Source organism: Streptomyces sp. NPDC046931, from assembly GCF_040644655.1.
Taxonomy (GTDB): Bacteria; Actinomycetota; Actinomycetes; order Streptomycetales; family Streptomycetaceae; genus Streptomyces.
Genome location: NZ_JBEYWX010000008.1, coordinates 127,068 through 145,846 on the forward strand (window position 1 = coordinate 127,068; position 18,779 = coordinate 145,846).

The window sequence follows — 18,779 nt, forward strand, 5'->3', positions numbered from 1 at the left end:
ACCCGGTCATTGTCCTGCACCGTGCAGGTCATAGGTGCAGCCAACACCGCAGACGCGCACACGTCGGTCGCACGCGTCTGCGCCGACTCGTCCCAGGTACCCGCAGCGCGCCGGTCGAACTCCGACCCGGTCGGCGAAGCACGGCGGTACCGCGGATACTCGGGCGTCCGAGGGTCTGCGGGAAGCCGACAACACGGACGCACCATTACTGTCGCTTCGCCTGCCGCCGTACCCGTGAGTCACTGATCAGACTGGTGGATCCCGCTACCCACGGCAACGAGGGGAAACCACCCATGCACGGCTCACGCATCGCCGCCGTCGGCCACTACCAGCCCGCCACGGTGCTCACCAACGAGGACCTGGCGAGCATGGTCGACACCAGCGACGAGTGGATCAGGACCCGGGTGGGCATCCGCACACGCCACATCGCCGGCCCCGACGAGCCCGTCGACGAGCTGGCCGCGCACGCCGCGGCCAAGGCCCTCGCGGCGGCGGGCCTGGCACCGGGCGACATCGACCTGGTGCTGGTCGCCACCTCCACCGCCGTCGACCGCTCGCCCAACACGGCCGCCCGTGTCGCGGCGCGGCTCGGCATCCCGCAGCCGGCCGCGATGGACGTCAACGTCGTCTGCGCGGGCTTCACGCACGCACTCGCCACCGCCGACCACACCGTGCGCGCGGGCGCGGCCACCCGGGCGCTCGTGATCGGCGCCGACAAGATGTCCGACGTGACGGACTGGACCGACCGATCGACGTGCGTCCTGGTCGGGGACGGCGCCGGGGCCGCCGTGGTCGAGGCGTGCCCCGCCGGGACAGAGTCCGGGATCGGGCCGGTGGTGTGGGGCTCGGTGCCCGGGATGGGACACGCGGTGCGCATCGAGGGCACGCCCCCGCGGTTCGCGCAGGAGGGGCAGAGCGTGTACCGGTGGGCCACCACCCAGCTGCCGCCCATCGCCCGTCAGGTGTGCGAACGGGCCGGGACGGCGCCCGAGGACCTCGCGGCGGTCGTGCTGCACCAGGCGAACCTGCGCATCATCGAGCCGCTCGCCGAGAAGCTCGGCGCGGTCAACGCGGTCGTCGCCCGCGATGTCGCCGAATCCGGCAACACCTCGGCGGCGAGCATCCCGCTCGCCCTGTCCAAGCTCGTGGAGCGCGGGGAGATCGCGACGGGCGACCGGGTGCTCCTCTTCGGCTTCGGCGGAAATCTCTCGTACGCGGGCCAGATCGTCAGGTGTCCGTAGGGGGCCCCGGGGCCCCCTACGGGCCGGGTCGGCCCTCCATACTGGTCTCCCGGCCACCGCGCTGCCGTTGCCCTGGAAGGGGACCGCGATGTCGTCGAGAGGACTGCCGCACGGAGCGGTGCCCAGGCTGGAGCGGCCCGGTCCGCTGCGCGACCGCGTCTACGAGGCGCTGCTCGAACTCATCACCACGCGCGCCCTCCAGCCCGGCCGGCATCTGGTGGAGAGCGAACTCGCCGGGCACCTCGGGGTCTCCCGGCAGCCGGTGCGCGAGGCGCTCCAGCGGCTGAACACCGAGGGTTGGGTCGATCTGCGGCCCGCCCAGGGCGCGTTCGTGCACGAGCCGACGGAGGAGGAGGCCGACCAGCTGCTGACGGTGCGTACGCTGCTGGAGGCGGAAGCCGCCCGGCTGGCCGCCGCGCACGCGGGCAGCGCCGGCATCGCGGCCCTGGAGGACCTCTGCGCGGAGGGGGAGCGCGCCGTCGCCGAGGACGACGTCGACCGGGCCGTCGCGCTGAACGCCCGCTTCCATGCGAAGGTGATGGAACTCGCGGGCAACGCGGTCCTCGCGGAGCTGGCCGGGCAGGTCGACCGACGGGTGCGCTGGTACTACACCCCGGTCGCCCGGCAGCGGGGACAGCAGTCCTGGAACGAGCACCGCGAGCTGATCGCCGCGATCGCCGACCGCGACGAGCAGCGGGCCACCCGGCTCATGCGCGAACACACCGAGCACACGCGGCGTTCGTATCACGCCCGGACGATGTCCTGAGGGTGACGTCACTCATAGTTGGGGCGACGTTACTTTCAGACGCGACGACGCCTCGCTAGCGTCCTCCGTGCGACCGCACGAGCTCTCTGAACGTGTGGTCGGCCGGGAAGCCGCACGCTATCCGTGAGACATTCCGTCCCATGCGCCCGCAATAGAGGGAATCCCCTCCGCGGGCATATGTGCGGCGCAACCCGTGGAACCCGCGGAACCCGTGGAACTCGTGGAACCCGACAAGCCATGCACGACCCGCCCCCGACTGTGCACCGAGAGCGGAGCAACCGAATGGCACTCACCCTCACCCTCAAATCCGGTACCTCCTGGCCCGACGCCTGGCGGCGCTGCCTCGAAGTAGCCCCCGAGGCCTTCCGGGACGACCGCGTCCTGAACCTCTGGGACTCCTCCTGGCAGGCGGACGGCCATGCGCTGCCCGCGACCAGCCCGGTCGACGGGGGCCCCATCGCCGGCCCGCCGCGCCTCGACCGCGACAGCGCCCGCCGCGCCGTGCGCGCCTCCCTGGACCAGCACCGCCGCTGGCGGCACGTGCCCCTGCCCGAACGCCGGGCCCGGGTCGCCGCGACCCTGGACGCCCTCACGGAACACCGCGATCTGCTGGCCCTCCTGCTCGTCTGGGAGATCGGCAAACCCTGGCGGCTCGCGCGGGCCGACGTCGACCGGGCCATCGACGGCGTGCGCTGGTACGTCGACGGGATCGAACCGATGATCGGCGAGCGGGCCCCGCTGGACGGCCCGGTGTCGAACATCGCGAGCTGGAACTATCCGATGAGCGTCCTGGTGCACGCGATGCTGGTGCAGGCCCTGGCGGGCAACGCCGTCATCGCCAAGACGCCGACCGACGGCGGCGTTGCCTGCCTCACCCTGGCCTGTGCACTCGCCGCACGCGAAGGGATCCCCGTCACCCTCGTCAGCGGCAGCGGGGGCGAGCTGTCGGAGGCGCTGGTGCGGGCCCCCGAGATCGGCTGTGTCTCCTTCGTCGGCGGCCGGGACACCGGCGCCGCGGTGGCCACGGCGGTCGCCGACCTGGGCAAACGGCACATTCTCGAACAAGAGGGCCTCAACACCTGGGGCATCTGGAACTACACGGACTGGGAATCACTCACCGCGGTCGTCCCGAAGCTCTTCGACTACGGCAAACAGCGCTGCACGGCGTACCCGCGCTTCGTCGTCCAGCGCTCCCTGTTCGACGAGTTCCTGGCGGCGTACCTCCCGGCGGTCCGGCGCGTACGGGTCGGCCACCCGCTGGCGGTCGAGAAGCGCGAGGACCCCTACCCGGAACTGGACTTCGGTCCGCTGATCAACGCGGCCAAGGCGAAGGAACTGTCGGACCAGGTGGCCGAGGCGATCGACCGCGGCGCGGTCCCCCTGCACCGGGGGAGGCCGGCGGACGCCCGCTTCCTGCCCGGCCAGGACACATCCGCCTATGTGCACCCCGTGACCCTGCTGAACCCGCCCCCGTCCTCTCCGCTGCACCACGCGGAACCCTTCGGCCCGGTCGACACCATCGTCCTGGTCGACACGGAGGCGGAGCTGCTGGCGGCGATGAACGCGTCGAACGGCGCGCTGGTCGCGACTCTGGCGACGGACGACCAGGAGACCTACGACCGCCTGGCCCCGCAGATCCGTGCCTTCAAGGTCGGCCATGGCCGGCCCCGCTCCCGCGGCGACCGCGACGAACTCTTCGGCGGCTTCGGCGCCTCCTGGCGCGGCGCCTTCGTGGGCGGCGACCTGCTCGTTCGCGCGGTGACCCAGGGTCCGGCGGGGGAGCGGCTGCCGGGGAACTTCCCGGAGTACCAGCTGATGCCGTGACGAACGGCCGGGCGTCGCCCACTGCACACGAGCGGCGCCCGGCTCACCCCGCCCCCGCCCCCGGCCGAGGACTGGGGCAGAGTCGCCTCTGACCTGGGCTTGGCGTGAAGTCGCAGCGGCTTGGTCACAGTGGGTATGCAAGCGTCGCGGCCCGCACCCGGGACCCGGAATACGCAGGTGAAAGGCGCTCCGAAACCTTGGTATTCTTGTCCCTGTCGCCGCGGGGAACGCCCCCGGCCAGGCGGCAGACACCTAGTCCGGGTGGCGGAATGGCAGACGCGCTAGCTTGAGGTGCTAGTGCCCTTTATCGGGCGTGGGGGTTCAAGTCCCCCCTCGGACACAACCACTGACGATACGGTGACGAGGGCCTCGACCTAACGGTCGCGGTCCTCGTTGTATGTTCGTAGCTGATTGCGATGCCTAGGGCTTCGTAGAGTGGGCCCTTCTTGTCGGCGCTGGCCGTTTGGATGCGCTGTGCAATGTCCCCAAGGCTCTCCGTGATCTGCCGGATCTGTTGCGCGTTGAGAGGGGGTTCCTTCTTTCGGGTGACGGTGGGGAGCGCGTCGAGCTTCTGTTGCGCCGCTTCCTTGTCTCGCTGTGCGTCGTTGATCCACTGGGTGACGACGGCTGGGTCGGCTCCGGCCTCGAGGGCTGCTTGGTAGCGGGCGAGACGTCGCTCGCAGTACGCGTCTGCGACCGCTTCTCCTCGACCGGCTCGACCTCGAACAGGGCCATCCCATCACGCATGCCGTGATCATCTCGCACTGGTCACGAGCTGCGGGGCGGGTGGACGCCGGATGCCTGCTCAGACAGTCGTCGACCGGAGTTGGTGCGGCATGTTCCAGCCCTCGGCGAGCCTCGACGGGTGAACGTTGCGTCCCCCGCCGAAGAACTCGCAGAACTTCATGATCAGCGGGTCCCAGCCGAGCGGGTCCACATAGTGCGTCCCCGGGATGACCAGGTCCTCCTCGACATGGGCGCGAAGGACCTCGACCTCGAAGGCAGTGGCATGCGGTTCGGGACCGCCGAAAGGATGGACCGAGACGACCCTGCATTCCAGCTGGACCGGGCACTCCGCAACCCTGGGGGCCCGGACCAGGTCCGATGCCTGTTCGGTCAGCTGTGCGGTCGAGAACTTGTCCGGCTCGTGCCGGTAGCCCTGCTTCGCCTTGTAATCCGGCACGGCCGGCTTCCCAGTGGTGAGCGCGATCCGGTCGACGGCATCGACCATCGCTGACGAAGGCAGGTTGAGCACGCACTCGCCCTCCCGCAACAGGTTCGCGGTGGTCTGGGCGTTGTCGCCGAGACCGAGCATGCAGGACTGGCCCAGCCACCACGCCGAGGACATCGGCATCAAGTTCGCCGTGCCGTCCTCGTTGAGTGAGCTGATCAGCACCACCGGAGTTCCGAAGTACAGCACCTTGAGCCTGGGGACGACGTGCATGCGCTGCGCCTTTCGCGGAGTGCCAGACGGACAGGCTCGCGATCAGGAACACGAACCATCGCTGACTCTCTCGTGAGCGAACCCACCGACGCTGGCGGAAATACGACATCGCGTTTCGGACAAGTGGAACGGTCCTCCGATGACAGGCCATTGATTACCGGGACACGCTCCTAGGTGATCGGTCGCGTTCGTCGGCCTAACGATCAGCCCGCAGAGCCTTGGCCATCGGAGGTTCGCATCGGACGATCACGGGGCCAGACACTTAGAGGTCATCTCATTTGGCAAGCCTGCGGTAGCAGATGAGGGTGCAGGCGATGCTGGTGAAGGCGAGGAAGTGCTCGGCTTTGCGCTCGTAGCGGCGGTGCGGTCTGCGGCATCCGCCGAGCCACGACATGGTGCGTTCTACGGTCCAGCGGTGACGGCCCAGGCGGGACGAGGACTCGATGCCCTTGCGGGCAATGCGGTGTCTGATGCCTCGCTTGCGTAACTATCGGCGCAGGTGGTCGTAGTCGTATCCCTTGTCGGCATGGAGCTTGCCGGGTCTGCGTCGTCGGCGTCCGCGCCGGGAGCATATGGGCGGTATGCCCTTCACCAGCGGGATCAGCGCCTGGCTGTCGTGCAGGTTCGCTCCCGAAATTCCGATGGAAAGGGGCAGACCGGTCCGCTCGGTGATCAAGTGGATCTTCGAGCCGTACTTGCCGCGATCTACAGGATTCGGGCCTGTTAGATCCCCTTTTTCAGGGCCCGCATGTTCACCGAGTCGATCGCGCAGCGGGACCAGTCCAGTTCACCCCGGGCGCCGGGTTCGTCGAGGACCAGGCGGTGGAGCTTGGCCCAGACCCTGGCCTTCGTCCACTCGGCGAAGCGCCGGTGAGCCGTTGCTCCCGACGGCCCGAACGATGCGGACGGCAGCTGCTGCCAGGTGCAGCCCGACGTGGCCACGAACACGATCGCAGCCAGCACCTCACGGTCGCCGTGCCGACGCCGGCCGCCCCCCTGCGGCCGGGTAGGCGCTTCCGGCACCACCCGCTGGAACAACTCCCACAACTCATCTGGCACCAGCCGCACCACGATCCCCACGCCCGCAGGCTACCGGAGAAATCCAAATGAGATGACGTCTTAACCAGGTCCTCCGTGAGCCGGGCGTTCTCCGCCGCGAATGCGGCCAGCCGCTTCGTGGCCGGGTCGGAGCCCTTGTGGTCGCTAGCTTCATGATCCGGCAGGACTGCGCGGGTCGGGTGAAGGGGAAACGCCTTGACCTGAAGGAGAGCGTGGCGCTGGCACACGGACCTGGTCAGCGAGGTGCTGCTGAAGGCGAGCGTGACGGAACTGAAAAACGGGTCCGACCTGGCGCAGGATCCCCAACCGATGAGCTTCAGCGAGGAAGGACTGCAAGCGCCACGGGAGTCGACCACCCGCGGCTAGAAGTAGGCGCGCGATGCAGTAATAAGGCCACGAGTGCGCGGCTAAAGCAAGTGAAAGACCGACTGGCCCAAGACTCAGAAGGATGGACCATCCAAGCGATACAGCGCTCCGAAGATCGCCAGAAATCAAACTGAAGCTCGCGAATGTGGTGACGATTGTCAAAGCGCCGACGGTTCCACTGACGATGCAAATCCGACGATCCGCTTTGATGGTAGATGTGCAGGTAGTAGGTTCGTCAGTCGTAACGGGTGCTCGTACCACCGTCAACGCGGCCACGCTCATGCCGATGACAGCTCCGATCACCACCCCGCCCCAGATAATGGCTGGTGAAGGTTCCTGCCCCTCAAGGTATGCATCTGACATCGCGGCCACTCCGCAAGCGATAGTAATACTCGTTGCGATGGTGATCGCGCGGCGCAGCGAATGGCGCTGGTAAGTGCTGGCTAGGCGGGAACGGCTCGGGTTAAGAGGCGGAACCGGTTGACCTGTGGCTGAGAGTACGAGCCACAAGGGAAAACTGACGCTGGCGAAGGTGCTTACAACTGAAGTGGCTGCGTCGGCGCCCAAGCTCAAACTGATTAGAAACGCCAACGGAGTTATGGTTGCGCCCCCGGCCAGAGCGCCGATCAACGTGACCAGGGCTGGTCGACCTGCTCGCGCCGCGCGACTATTGCTGATCGCGGAAACAGTGAAAGTGATTGATGCTGTCGCGACGATTGAGATGGGGTGAAACCAGCCAGCCCATAGCGCGGGATCAGGAAGTGCAAGGCTCGGCAGAAGCGCAATGAGTGTGACCGCCGCCGCCGACAAAGAGCGTCGCCAAGGCGTGGTCAGCGCTGGGACCCATTGGTATATCTGCCACCAAACCAGGTCGTACGTGTTCTGCCTCTGAAGTCTCGCAGCGATATGAGCAAGATAGTGCTCGGCCTGTTCTGGATGCCAAGGCCGATTGGGCTGACGCCTCTGAAGGCGGGCGTAAAGGGTGGGTACCAGGGCCTCCAACAGGTGATATTCGATAGCGGTACGTGTAGAGAACCGACGCCCGTCGATAAGTTCGACAGGATCACCATGTTGATCGGCATATACCATGCGCGCCAGAGCGATCGTCAATGGACTGGTTAGGGCTTGTGCGGCGGGTCCCTGCGGATGGCGCTCGACATGCTGAGCCAGGAGCCGCCAACGTTCCTGTCGGTGATCTCGCGGCGTGGCGAGATAGAGAAGCTCAATGGCATCACGGGCATCAACGAGGGATGGCTCGACCACAGCAGCACCTGTAAGGACACCACTCTCGGACACGATGTGGCTGTAGTCGACAGTCCGGCAGGTGAGTACAAGGGGGGCTTGCGAATCGAGAGTCTCATTTAGGGCCCTTAGCACAGCACCGCGACTGGCTGCCGGACCCTCGTCAAGGCCGTCGAGAATCGGAAGGATCCTGTGCTCTCCGAGAAGATCTTCGATTGCCGTGGGTCCATAGACGTCTGTGGCCGTCAATGCAGGGTATTCAACTGCAATCCGACGAGCCAGCCACGAACGAATCTCTTCACGGGATGGGTCGAACGAGGCGAGTGAAAGCACCACAGGAACGGGTTCGTGCTCGCTGCGGTTATCCAGCAGGGCAAGCGCTAGTAGAACCGTGAACGTGGTCTTACCTGCCCCTGCCTCACCCAGGACTACCAGCCGTCGTCGTAGAAGGCTACGAAATGCGGCCGCCAGCGTCTCCGGCTCACTCGCAGAGCAAGTAATCGGATCGCCGATGAGCTGTCGGTGATCGTTGATGGTAGGCAGCGAAGAGTCCGCCCAGACTACGGGAAGCGGCGTTGGATCGAAGAGTTGCCTCAAAGCTGCCTCGTCCTGCCACTGACGACGAACCAGTCGCGCCAACACGTTGGTGGCGTCTGCTAGCTGGTCAGTGCTAGAGCGACCTCGGCGGGCGGGATGCTGCCACGCCCAAACGGACATGACACCGAATAACCCAATGACTGCTGCTACGACCGAGCTGGCGGCACTGGCTTGATCACCGTCTGCGGCTAACCACAGCACGAACAAGCCAGCTGTGAGAGCCGCGCACAGTATCCAGGTCAGCGCCCACCGCCACCGCATCCCAAGCCCCCAGTCGCCGGCTGTTGGACCCCCTCTTCGTTAGAACGAACAGGTGCGCTATAGGACACGGGCGGACCGGCACCAGCGTTTTCCCGTAGACGTAGGACCGCGGCTCAGGTACTGATCGTAGGCGGTGGGACTGGCGGCCGGAAGCAGAGCCGGTGGACCCCATGTGGACCATGCCCCCGCTACGGGCTTGGGGCCGGTACGCTGTATCCGCCCCGCCGCGTGTTGCCGACAGCAGGTGGGCGGGCCGGAGGTGGGTTGCCCGAGCGGCCTAAGGGAAGGTCTTGAAAACCGTCGTGGCAGCGATGTCACCGTGGGTTCAAATCCCACCGCCTCCGCTCGATGAGCTGTGAGAACGGCCCCTGACCTGCATCTCTGGTCGGGGGCTGCTCACTTGTTGGGCCCCGTGGATGCCCGATGTTCCCCGGGGTTCCCCGCTCGATCGGGCCCGGGTGGGGCACGGACCTCTTCGTCCCGAAGCAACTTGGGTGACCGTCTGACCTTGGGTCGCTGCGTCTCTCACCTTCTCCGATGGTCCACAGGCGTCCACGCTTGTCCGCCGCTGTCCGTCGGCGTTGTCACGCAGTTAGACACTCACCCCGTCGCGCCTCCTGACTCGGTCACTGCACCAGGGATCTGACGCGCCAACTCCTCATCAAGGGTCTCTGTGTGCTGTCCTTGCTATCAGCCCTGAACGGTGGCACGGGCCGTTGCGACTTGATGCGGGGCGGGTCCAGGCCGTCGGCGGTGCTCTCTGGGATCAGGTTGCTGAAGGCTCGTCAGCGATGAGGTCCAAAAGCTGGTCGGGGGTGAGAGTGGCAAGATCGACGGAGCGGTCTTCGCGCACGAGCCGTACCGCCGTCTGCTGAGCCTGGAGCTGTTGGGCGCGTTCGATGAGCTCGCCGGCGCGGCGCCGTTTGTGGATACGGTCGGCGATGTCCGCGACCGCGAGCATGGCCGATGGAATGGACACGACCAGGGACGCCACCGCGACGGGATCGACGCCCTTGGTGTCCGGATCGTTCGCCGGTTTCGCTGTCGGAGCTGGTTCGGGTTGGTAGCCCCAGCTCGAGGTCAACGTGGCCACGCTCTTCCCGGCGGCTTCGACGTCCGCTCCGACAAACTCGATGATCATACTTCCTCGTTCCCGTCGCCAGTGGCCTTCAGCAGCTCATCAAGCTGGTTAACAGCGTCTGCGAAACCGATCTTGGCGGCAGCGACTCGGCTCGCCTGAAACACCTGCCGGGCCTGCCTGCGTTCACCCGCAGCCAGCAGAAGTTGCCCCAAGGTAGTCCCGACGATCGCGATGCCATCGGGCCGTTGAAGCTTCAGAAAGAGCTGAAACGAGGTGACCAGCCTCGGCACCGCCGCGTCGAGATCCTGGCGACTCAGATCGATTCGTGCAAGGTCCCAGTTGGCTGCCGCGATGCCGTCGATGTGGCCGAGCTTTTCATTGACTTCCAAGCGCTTGAGCTGCAGTTCGAGGGCCTCGTCGACCTCGCCCCGCTGCTGGTGGATGTCGGCGATCTTTCCCCAGGTGACCGCGACCGAGCGGGTGTCACCGATCCGCTCGTACACCGGCAGGGCGATCTCGCGGCGGATCCGCAGCGCCTCGTCGATCTCGCCCCGCTGCTGGTGGATGTCGGCGATCTGGCTCCAGGTGACCGCGGCCGAGCGGGTGTCACCGATCCGCTCGAACGCCGGCAGGGTGACCTCGCGGCGGATCCGCAACGCCTCGTCGACCTCGCCCTGCTGCTGGAGGATGTCTGCGATCTGGCCCCAGGTGACCGCGGTCTCGCGGGTGTCGCCGATCCGCTCGTACACCGGCAGGGTGACCTCGCGGCGGATCCGCAGCGCCTCGTCGACCTCGCCCTGCTGCTGGAGGATGTCTGCGATCTGGCCCCAGGTGATCGCGGTCTCGCGGGTGTCGCCGATCCGCTCGTACACCGGCAGGGCGATCTCGCGGCGGATCCGCAGCGCCTCGTCGACCTCGCCCCGCTGCTGGTGGATGTCGGCGATCTGGCCCCAGGTGATCGCGGCCGAGCGGGTGTCACCGATCCGCTCGTACACCGGCAGTTCGATCTCGCGGCGGATCCGCAGCGCCTCGTCGACCTCGCCCCGCTGCTGGAGGATGTCGGCGATCTGGCCCCAGGTGACCGCGGCCGAGCGGGTGTCACCGATCCGCTCGTACACCGGCAGTTCCACCTCGCGGCGGATCCGCAGCGCCTCGTCGACCTCGCCCCGCCGCCGGAGGATGTCGGCGATCCTCCCCCAGGTGACCGCGGTCTCGCGGGTGTCGCCGATCCGCTCGTACACCGGCAGGGCGATATCGCGGTGGGTCCGCAGCGCCTCGTCGACCTCGCCCCGCTGCTGGAGGATGTCGGCGATCTGGCTCCAGGTGATCGCGGCCGAGCGGGTGTCATCGATCCGCTCGTATACCGGCAGTTCGATCTCGCGGCGGATCCGCAGCGCCTCGTCGACCTCGCCCCGCCGCTCGAAGATGTCGGCGATCTGGCCCCAGGTGACCGCGACCGAGCGGGTGTCACCGATCCGCTCGAACACCGGCAGGGCGACCTCGCGGCGGATCCGCAACGCCTCGTCGACCTCACCCCGCCGCTGAAGGACGTCGGCGATCCTTCCCCAGGTGACCGCGACCGAGAGGGTGTCACCGGCGTCGGTGAACAGTTGGCGGGCCTGGTGGAGCAGGCCCTCGGCTTGGTCGACCTCGCCGCGGGTGATCAGGCGGTTGGCGTGGTCGTAGAGGAGTGCGGCGTGGCCGGTCGGGTTGGTCTGCCGGTCGCTGCTCTGGGTCTGCTGGACGGCACGGTGGAGCAGGGTGTCGGCGTGGTCGCCGTCGCCGCTGGTGACGGCCGCGTCGGCGACGGCCCGGAGCAGGGTGAGGGGAACCTCGTGGTTGTGGCGGTCGAGGAGAGTGATCGCGTGGTGGCCGAGCTCGGCGGCGGTGGAGGCCGGTCCTTGCCGCAGGGCGGACACGGCCGCGGTGGCGCAGTCGGCGGTGATGGTCGGGTTGTCGGCGGCCAGGGCGAGTTGGGTCAGCTGCAGGTCCAGGTCGCTGCCGCGGGCGGGGTCGGGTGTGGCACCGCCCCACTGGGCGTACAGCGGTTCGGCGGCCATGGTGGCGAGGGCGGCCCGCTCGTCGGGGGTGAGGGGGGCCAGGCGTCCGGCCGCGAGGGCGTTGACGGCCAAGGCCGGAACGTCGGGGCGGTGCTGGTCGGCAAAGGCGTCAAGGAGCCCCAGGCCGCACAGGCGGGACGCCGATCCGCCGACAGCTGCGGCGAGGACGTCGATGACGGGTTGCGGGACCGGGACGGTGAACAGGGTGCAGGCCCGCAACAGGTCCCGGTGGGCGGGCCCGGCCTGGTCGAGGAGGGTGTCGAGAGCCAGGTTCTCCAGGAACTCGCCGATGTCGGCGTTGTCGGCTGGGAGGTCTCCCTGATCAAGGTAGGCCTCCATGCCGGCGACGGCGGCCTCGGCCCGGGCCTGGTCGACCTGGCTGCTGTAGACCAGGCGCAGTCCGATGAGGTCCTGCAGTCCGGGGTTGCCGCAACTGACGTCAAGAGCCCGCTGGGCCAGGTCGGCGCGCTGGGTCCGGTACTCGGCCGGGGCGAGGTCCTGCTGACGGCGTTGGAGCTTGCGCTGGGCCGCCGGCGACAGTGGCTGCAACTGGACCGGTTCCAGTCGGGCCTCCAGCCCGTCGAGAGTGAAGGTGTAGCGACTGGTGACCACCAGTCGGCTGTCGGTGATGGTCGGGTCGAACGCACAGAGCACGTCGGCGAGCACGGTGGCGTGCCCGGGGTCGAGCCGGTGCGGGCCCTCAGGGTTGGCGGTCAGGATCTGTTCGAGATCGTCGATGATCAGCAGGAGGGGTTTGTGAACGTCGTCGAGTTCCTGGGAGCACGGTCCGGCCAGCAGATCGATCAGGAGCGGTTTGAGGCGTTCCGGCTGTTCGCGGACCTCGCCGAGCCTGGCTTCGATGAGGGCGCGGGCGTCGGGGTTGGCGACGACGGCATCGGTGATGGCGTCGAGGATGGCCGTCGGGGTGTAGTCGCCGAACACGACCGCGACGGCCCGGTTGGGGTGACGGTCGGCGATCCGGGCGGCCAGGCTCGACTTGCCCAACCGGCCCTGCCCGTGGAGCAGGACCCCGGCCTTCTGCCCGCCGCGCAGGGCCCGCAGCGTGTGCTGCATTTCCGGGCGGCGGCCGACGAACATTTCTGCGGCCGCGACCGGCAGCTGGTGCTTGCGGTCCAGGAACGTCTTGGTCACATGGTGCGGGGGCACCATCTGGCGTTTGCGGTTTCCCGCGACCAGCCGGCCGCCACCAGCAGGCCCCAGCCATAGCCGCGCCAGGTGCCATTCGGCGCGCTGGCGCTCATCGGGACAGGTCAGCAGGTGTCGGCGGGCCTCGGCGACGGCCTCGGCCACTTCGACACGGCGGCTGAGCTGCCGGTACAGGCGTTCGGCGAAACGAGTGGCGGCCTGGTCGCTGACCGAGCCGTCCCAGCCGATGACCGCGGGAATCCCGGCGGCCACCAGCCCGGTGGCCATCGAGTGCGCCACCGACACGCCGGGCTCGGCTGCCGGACCGCCGCGGTGGCCAGCGCCGGCGGGAACGTGCCCGGCCACGTCGGCACCGGTGGCGGTCAGGCAAGCCGACACGAACGCCAGCCGCGGCCGAGGAGTCAACATGCCCACCAGCGCGTCCGCGCTCGTCGGACACCCGTCCCCGAGATCATCTTCCATCAGCAGGACCGGGGTGGCGGGCCCGTCGGGCCCCGGCCGCCAGTTGTGCAGCCCGTGACACGACAGATGAACCACCGGCATCCCGCCGAGCTCGGACAGACGCAGGCCAAGATGCTCGGGATTGCCGGAGTCCTCGACAACGAGATCAAGGCTCGTCTCCCCGACGGCGTTGAGGATGGCCATCTCCTCGGCTTCAAAGTCCAGCTCGTGCTGGCCCCGGGGTGCCGAGGCCATGAACGCCACCCCGAGCCGGTACCCGTCCAGGGCCTGCACCGGGCTCGGGTGACCGAGCCGACGCGCCACAGCGAACAGCTTCGGCGCCTCGGCGAGGAACCCACCCTCGGAGGCGGCCAGCAGCTCATAGGGGGCCCGCAGCAGCGCCCACGCCGCCGCAGACGGCCTCGCCGGCGCTCGAACCTCGAACACCAGCGGCGCCGACGCCTCATCGAGCAGGCGCGTCAACTGACCCAGGTCACCGTCGAGCCACCGATACAACTCGCGTCCCACCGCAAGCAGCGCCTGGTCCTTGGAGCCGTTACGCACGGCATCCACATAGTGGTCGGCCACGGCATTGAGCAGCTCGACGTCAGAGGTGTGCAACAGCCGACGGGGACCGACCCGCTGGCCAGCAACGACCAGCTCAAACCCGTTGGCATCCACAACCAGCCCCGTAACCATGAACTCAGCGTAGAAACACAGCCCTAACCGTGAGGCCAAAACGCCCGAATCAGCTAAAGCGGCCCCGCGAACACCTCGCCGGATACCGACCCGAGCACGACTGCACCGGAGGAGGGCGGACCGCGGCCTTGTAAGGGCGGGGGCAGGGAACGACCCGACCCTGGCGCGCAGGTCACTCCGGCTCTGAAGAGCTCGCCGGTCACCGGCGCATCTCGACTGATGTGAGCCGCTGTTGACCGTGGTTGACCGCTCTATCTGGCACGGCTGTGGCACGCGACCTCTTCGCCCCGAACTCTCGGCTGGGTGGTCATTGAGGTCTGATGGGGTGATCAATCGGTCGCCGAGGTTGCTGCTCTGCTGGCGCGGCTCGGCGGGCATGAGCGAGGTTGTTGCGGCTGTTCAGGGTGTCGGGGTGGGTGTCGCCGAGGACCTGTTCGCGCTGGGCGAGGGTGGCCTCGTACAGGGGGATGGCGCGGGCCCCGTCCCCCGCCGCCCGGTAGGCGCTGGCGAGGTTGTTGCGGCTGAACGCACGCCCCGGTGCACCCAACACCCCGGCACACTCCCTGCCCAGGCCGGCCGCCACCGCATACCCAGACATCATGCGGCCTTCACGGCCCTACCCCATTGCGGGCGACGGATCACTCGAGGAGGTCCTCGACCGAGGGATACTTCACTCCTCGGCGGCGGGAGATCCAGTAGGTGCGCTCCCGGGCAACCGGCTCTACGGTGAGGATCTTCCACTGAGGCACCACGGAGTCGGCAGTGAGACGCCACTGGTCCTCCGTCTCGGGTACCGGTTCGATCGGGCAGCCGGTCATCACCAACTCCCATCGGTCGGTGACCCCTTCATCGCGCCGGTCGGTGGCGCTCACGACACCGGCTATTCGATGCGGTAGGGGACGGCCTTGTTCGCGGGCGCCCCAGTTGTCGGCACACTGTCGCAACGTCAGTGTGCCCTGGAGGTGGAAGCGGTAAGGCTCTCTAGCGGGCATCAGGAAGTCCTCGATCGGCTGGCCAGGGTGCCATGCCGGGTCCGCCAATTCGGTTACCGGACGGATGTCGCCGCTGATTGATACCTCGACATCCCGCGTTCCCCGGTTGGCGAGGTCAACCGGCAGCGTCCAAACGAGAGTTTTCTCCTCGTCGCCGGGCAGGCTCCAGACCGTGTCGCCTGCCAGATGGGAGGTGCTGTCGTTGGCGTCATGCAGCGGGGGCCACTCCGGGGCAAGGACCCTGACGTCTAGGTCCGGTGCTTCTGCGTCCAGCCGCGCCTTGGCTGAATCGATCACGACCGCGTGGGCGCTGGCATTGGCACGACGCGCGAGCCGAGCTTGCCAGGCGACAAGCCCTGTGGCCACAGCTGCTGCTGCGGCTGACGCCACCGTTCCCGCTGTCTCGGCTACATCCCACGCTTCCACCATTGCTGTTCCTCCCCGTCGTCCGATGCACCCCTGATTGTGGCAAGGAAGGAGGTGGTGACGGCGCCGCGGTGCTGTTCTTAGAGGCTGTTGTCTTTCCGATCTTGAACGGTGGTAGTCGAACGCGGCTTCCCGGTCGGGTGATCCTGGTCGGGCGAGAGCATGAAGACGGGGCCTCCTGAACAGCTCGTGGGTGTCGAATCCAAAGAGCACCAGGAGGCCCCTGTGCTGCAGTCTTGCGTGCCGATGGCCGGGCAGTCCAACTCGGCTGCTCGATCGTGTGATTGCCTCGCGCACGTGTACGGCAACGCGGCCGACCGGCCCGAGCGGCAGCGCCGGTATCCGACGGACATGACGGATACGGAGTGGGCGGCAATCCGGCCGTTGCTGCCGGTACCGGGCTGGATGCACGGTCGGGGCGGCCGGCCCGAGGGGTACTGCCACCGGGCGATACTTGATGCGGTCCGGTATCTCGTGGACAACGGGATCAAGTGGCGGGCGATGCCCGCCGACTTCCCGCCGTGGGACCGGGTGTATGCGTTCTTCCGCCGCTGGCGCGAGAACGCCCTGATCAAAGAGTTCCACGACCGGCTGCGCGCGCGGGTCCGCGAGAAGCTGGGCCGGGACGCGGAGCCGACGGCCGGGGTGATCGACTCCCAGTCCATCAAGGCGGACGCCGTCGTCGGCGCGGACAGCCGCGGCTTCGACGGCGGCAAACTGGTCAACGGGCGCAAGCGGCACGTCGTGGTCGACACCCTCGGCCTGCTCCTGGGCGTGATGGTCACCCCCGCGGATGTCGGCGACCGCACCGCCGCCCAGGTCCTGCTCGCGCAGGTGGCCGACGCCCATCACCGCTTGGCCCTCGTCTGGGCCGATGGCGGCTACACCGGCAGCCTCGTCGAGCACTGCCTGGCCACGTTCGCCCTGGTCCTGGCGATCGTCAAGCGCAGCGACGACAGGTGCGGCTTCGTGGTGCTGCCCAAACGGTGGATCGTCGAGCGCCTCTTCGCCCACCTGATGCAAAGCCGCCGCCTGGTCCGCGACTTCGAACGCCGCACCACCAGCGCCGAGGCGATGGTCTACTGGTCGATGACCCTGCTCATGACCCGCCGCCTGGCCCGGCCACACCCGCAGCGAGGGTGAACCGGCCCGGCTGCTGCTCGGCCAGCCAGCCGCGGGCGACCAGGCGTTTCGCCTTCGCCCGCAGCGCCTCCACTCGCGCCGGCACCACCTCCATGCCGAAGCTCGCAGCCATTTCCTGGCAGGTCATCGGCCCCTGCCCGAGCCGGGACCGGTCCGCGAGTGTCGTGAAGATGCGCTGGTAGTCGACCGGCAGTGCCGACCACGCAAGCCCTTCGCGCCACACCGGCACCTGCGATTTCTGCTTCACCGCGACCGTCACCGGCGCCGGAGCCTCGCCCGCGGTCCCAGCGTCGGCCGGTGCGGACAGCAGCACTCCGACCCGCCGGCGGGCGATCGTCCACTCCTGCCATTCCTCCTCCGCTGCGGCCAGCTCGGCCTGAATGCGGTCGGCTTCCTCACGCAGTCCATCCACCCGACGGCGAGCGGCGAGCTCGTGCTGTTCCAGCAGTCCGACCACCGACGGCATCCGCGACCTCCACAGGAGCGACGACACGATGAGCCACCACTCCCACACTGCCGCCATACCTACACCTGACCAGCGGAAACGCTTTCCTCAAGCTCGGAAAGACAACAGCCTCTTACCTAGCCCGCTAAATGAGATGACCTCTCAGAGGTCGTTTTCACCTGTGATGTGTGCTTCGTCCTGGGCTTTTCGGTCAGGGGTTGGCGTCTCGGCGAGTCTGGTGGAGTGGCTGCGGCACATGTGCCGGATGAGGTGACGGCTGGGGCGGGGTGTGCCTTGCGCCTGTCTCATCCCAAGACCCCCGTCGTGGGGTGGTGCTCCCGCCGTTCTCGGTTCACGCCTGGGCGCACGCCCCTGGTCGGCGGTACGTCCAGGTCATGGCCGAACGTCGTGCGTATCCGAGTGATCTGTCCGATGCCCGCTGGGAGTTGATCGAGCCGGTGCTCAGTGCCTGGCGGGCCGAGCGGCGCAGGCATGCGCTGAACATCGGACGCCCGCCCGAGCACGACCTGCGCGAGATCATGAACGCGATCCTGTACGTGGACCGCACCGGGGTGCAGTGGCGCTACCTGCCGCACGACTTCCCACCCTGGGAAACCGTCTACGGCTACTTCGCCAAGTGGCAGAAGGACGGTGTGTTCGCCCAGCTCACCGGCGTGCTGCGCAGGCTATTACGGCAGAACGAGGGCAAGGGTGCCGAGCCGTCCGCGTGCGTCATCGACGCGCAGAGCGTGAAGACCTCCACCAGCGTCCCGGCCGCCGGACAGGGCACCGATGCGGCGAAGAAGATCGTGGGCCGCAAGCGGAGCATCGTCACCGACACCCTCGGACTGCTGCTTGCGGTGCTGGTCACAGCCGCAAGCGTGCAGGACTCCACCGCCGGCACCCACCTGATCGACCAGGTGGCGGCCGCCCATCCCACCATCCGCAAGGTCTGGGTGGACGGCGGCTACCGCCAGCACCTCGTCGAGCACGCCGCCACCCTCGGCATCGACATGGAAATCGTCCAACGCGCCTCCGGAGCCAGGGGATTCACCCCGCTGCCCAAGCGCTGGACCGTGGAGCGGACCTACGGATGGCTGATGCTCCACCGCCGCTTGGCGCGCGACTACGAGACCCTGCCCTCCCGCTCCGAAGCCATGATCCACCTCGCCATGACCGACCTCATGGCCCGCCGCCTCACCGGCGAAGCCACCATCTCCTGGCACGACCCGACACCCCGGGATCAAACACTAATTCCGGGATGAAACATCGGGAGAAAACGACCTCTCAGTAGCCGAAGAAGTGAAGAAGGAGGTCTCTGACCTGGGGCCGGATAATCGATCAATGCTGTGACCTGCGTCTTAGCTGTCGGTGGTTGTCAGCATTGGTCGTCGTTGAGCACCCCCGCACGGCCCCGATACGGCCCGAGCGGGGGTGTTGCGTGTGGCACCTCGATGCGAACTACGAGCGGGGCGGTAACTGAGGGCTGTTCGGCCGGTCATCCGCGTGCCTGCAGTCGGTGATG

At 67.8% G+C, this 18,779-nt stretch carries 12 protein-coding genes, 2 tRNA genes and 1 pseudogene; 7 read left to right on the forward strand and 8 right to left on the reverse strand.

Annotated elements, in window-relative coordinates:
• Nucleotides 1-293 precede the first annotated feature (293 nt).
• The 4 genes from ABZ876_RS17180 (at nt 294) to ABZ876_RS17195 (ending at nt 4,171) form a co-directional block, all read left to right on the forward strand.
• Complete coding sequence (locus ABZ876_RS17180) at nt 294-1,241, forward strand: beta-ketoacyl-ACP synthase III (protein WP_361781009.1); 948 nt, start codon at nt 294-296, stop codon at nt 1,239-1,241.
• A gap of 88 nt (nt 1,242-1,329) precedes the next feature.
• The gene (locus ABZ876_RS17185) at nt 1,330-2,007 is read left to right on the forward strand and encodes a GntR family transcriptional regulator (protein WP_361781012.1); all 678 of its coding nucleotides are present in this window, start codon (nt 1,330-1,332) and stop codon (nt 2,005-2,007) included.
• Between the two features lie 282 nt (nt 2,008-2,289).
• Nucleotides 2,290-3,831 (forward strand): aldehyde dehydrogenase family protein, encoded by a 1,542-nt coding sequence (locus tag ABZ876_RS17190; RefSeq protein WP_361781015.1) that lies wholly within the window; start codon nt 2,290-2,292, stop codon nt 3,829-3,831.
• Nucleotides 3,832-4,086: 255 nt separating this feature from the next.
• Nucleotides 4,087-4,171, forward strand: a tRNA-Leu gene (locus ABZ876_RS17195).
• Nucleotides 4,172-4,636: 465 nt separating this feature from the next.
• Here the strand turns inward: ABZ876_RS17195 and ABZ876_RS17200 are convergent.
• From ABZ876_RS17200 to ABZ876_RS17210, 3 genes and pseudogenes are all read right to left on the reverse strand, one after another.
• Entirely contained in the window at nt 4,637-5,275 is a 639-nt protein-coding gene (locus tag ABZ876_RS17200; protein WP_361781018.1) for a flavin reductase family protein, read from the reverse strand.
• Nucleotides 5,276-5,549: 274 nt separating this feature from the next.
• Nucleotides 5,550-6,349: pseudogene (locus ABZ876_RS17205) on the reverse strand (IS5 family transposase).
• Between the two features lie 135 nt (nt 6,350-6,484).
• Complete coding sequence (locus ABZ876_RS17210) at nt 6,485-8,800, reverse strand: NACHT domain-containing protein (protein ID WP_361781021.1); 2,316 nt, start codon at nt 8,798-8,800, stop codon at nt 6,485-6,487.
• 255 nt (nt 8,801-9,055) lie between these two features.
• On the opposite strand from ABZ876_RS17210, the gene ABZ876_RS17215 reads away from it, so the two are divergent.
• Nucleotides 9,056-9,144 (forward strand) — tRNA-Ser (locus tag ABZ876_RS17215).
• A 422-nt stretch (nt 9,145-9,566) separates the two neighbouring features.
• Here the strand turns inward: ABZ876_RS17215 and ABZ876_RS17220 are convergent.
• The 4 genes from ABZ876_RS17220 to ABZ876_RS17235 all read right to left on the reverse strand — a co-directional run bounded on the left by ABZ876_RS17220 (nt 9,567) and on the right by ABZ876_RS17235 (nt 15,669).
• On the reverse strand, nt 9,567-9,941 hold the full coding sequence (locus tag ABZ876_RS17220) for a hypothetical protein (protein ID WP_361781024.1): 375 nt from the start codon (nt 9,939-9,941) through the stop codon (nt 9,567-9,569).
• Nucleotides 9,938-14,170, reverse strand: coding sequence for a CHAT domain-containing protein (locus ABZ876_RS17225; protein WP_361781027.1), 4,233 nt, complete (start codon nt 14,168-14,170; stop codon nt 9,938-9,940). Before ABZ876_RS17225 ends, ABZ876_RS17220 begins: the two co-directional genes overlap by 4 nt.
• Nucleotides 14,171-14,555: 385 nt before the next feature.
• Nucleotides 14,556-14,798 carry a tetratricopeptide repeat protein gene (locus ABZ876_RS17230; protein ID WP_361781030.1) on the reverse strand — a complete coding sequence of 81 codons (243 nt, stop codon included), beginning with the start codon at nt 14,796-14,798 and terminating at the stop codon, nt 14,556-14,558.
• 88 nt (nt 14,799-14,886) lie between these two features.
• Complete coding sequence (locus tag ABZ876_RS17235) at nt 14,887-15,669, reverse strand: hypothetical protein (protein ID WP_361781033.1); 783 nt, start codon at nt 15,667-15,669, stop codon at nt 14,887-14,889.
• 294 nt (nt 15,670-15,963) lie between these two features.
• Here ABZ876_RS17235 and ABZ876_RS17240 point away from each other — a divergent pair, with 294 nt between their 5' ends.
• Nucleotides 15,964-16,809, forward strand: a complete 846-nt coding sequence (locus ABZ876_RS17240; RefSeq protein WP_361781036.1) for an IS5 family transposase — start codon at nt 15,964-15,966, stop codon at nt 16,807-16,809.
• Here the strand turns inward: ABZ876_RS17240 and ABZ876_RS17245 are convergent.
• Nucleotides 16,766-17,275, reverse strand: a complete 510-nt coding sequence (locus ABZ876_RS17245; RefSeq protein ID WP_361781335.1) for a hypothetical protein — start codon at nt 17,273-17,275, stop codon at nt 16,766-16,768. The genes ABZ876_RS17240 and ABZ876_RS17245 overlap by 44 nt on opposite strands.
• 374 nt (nt 17,276-17,649) lie before the next feature.
• Here ABZ876_RS17245 and ABZ876_RS17250 point away from each other — a divergent pair, with 374 nt between their 5' ends.
• Nucleotides 17,650-18,519 (forward strand): IS5 family transposase, encoded by an 870-nt coding sequence (locus tag ABZ876_RS17250; protein ID WP_361781039.1) that lies wholly within the window; start codon nt 17,650-17,652, stop codon nt 18,517-18,519.
• Nucleotides 18,520-18,779: the final 260 nt, after the last annotated feature.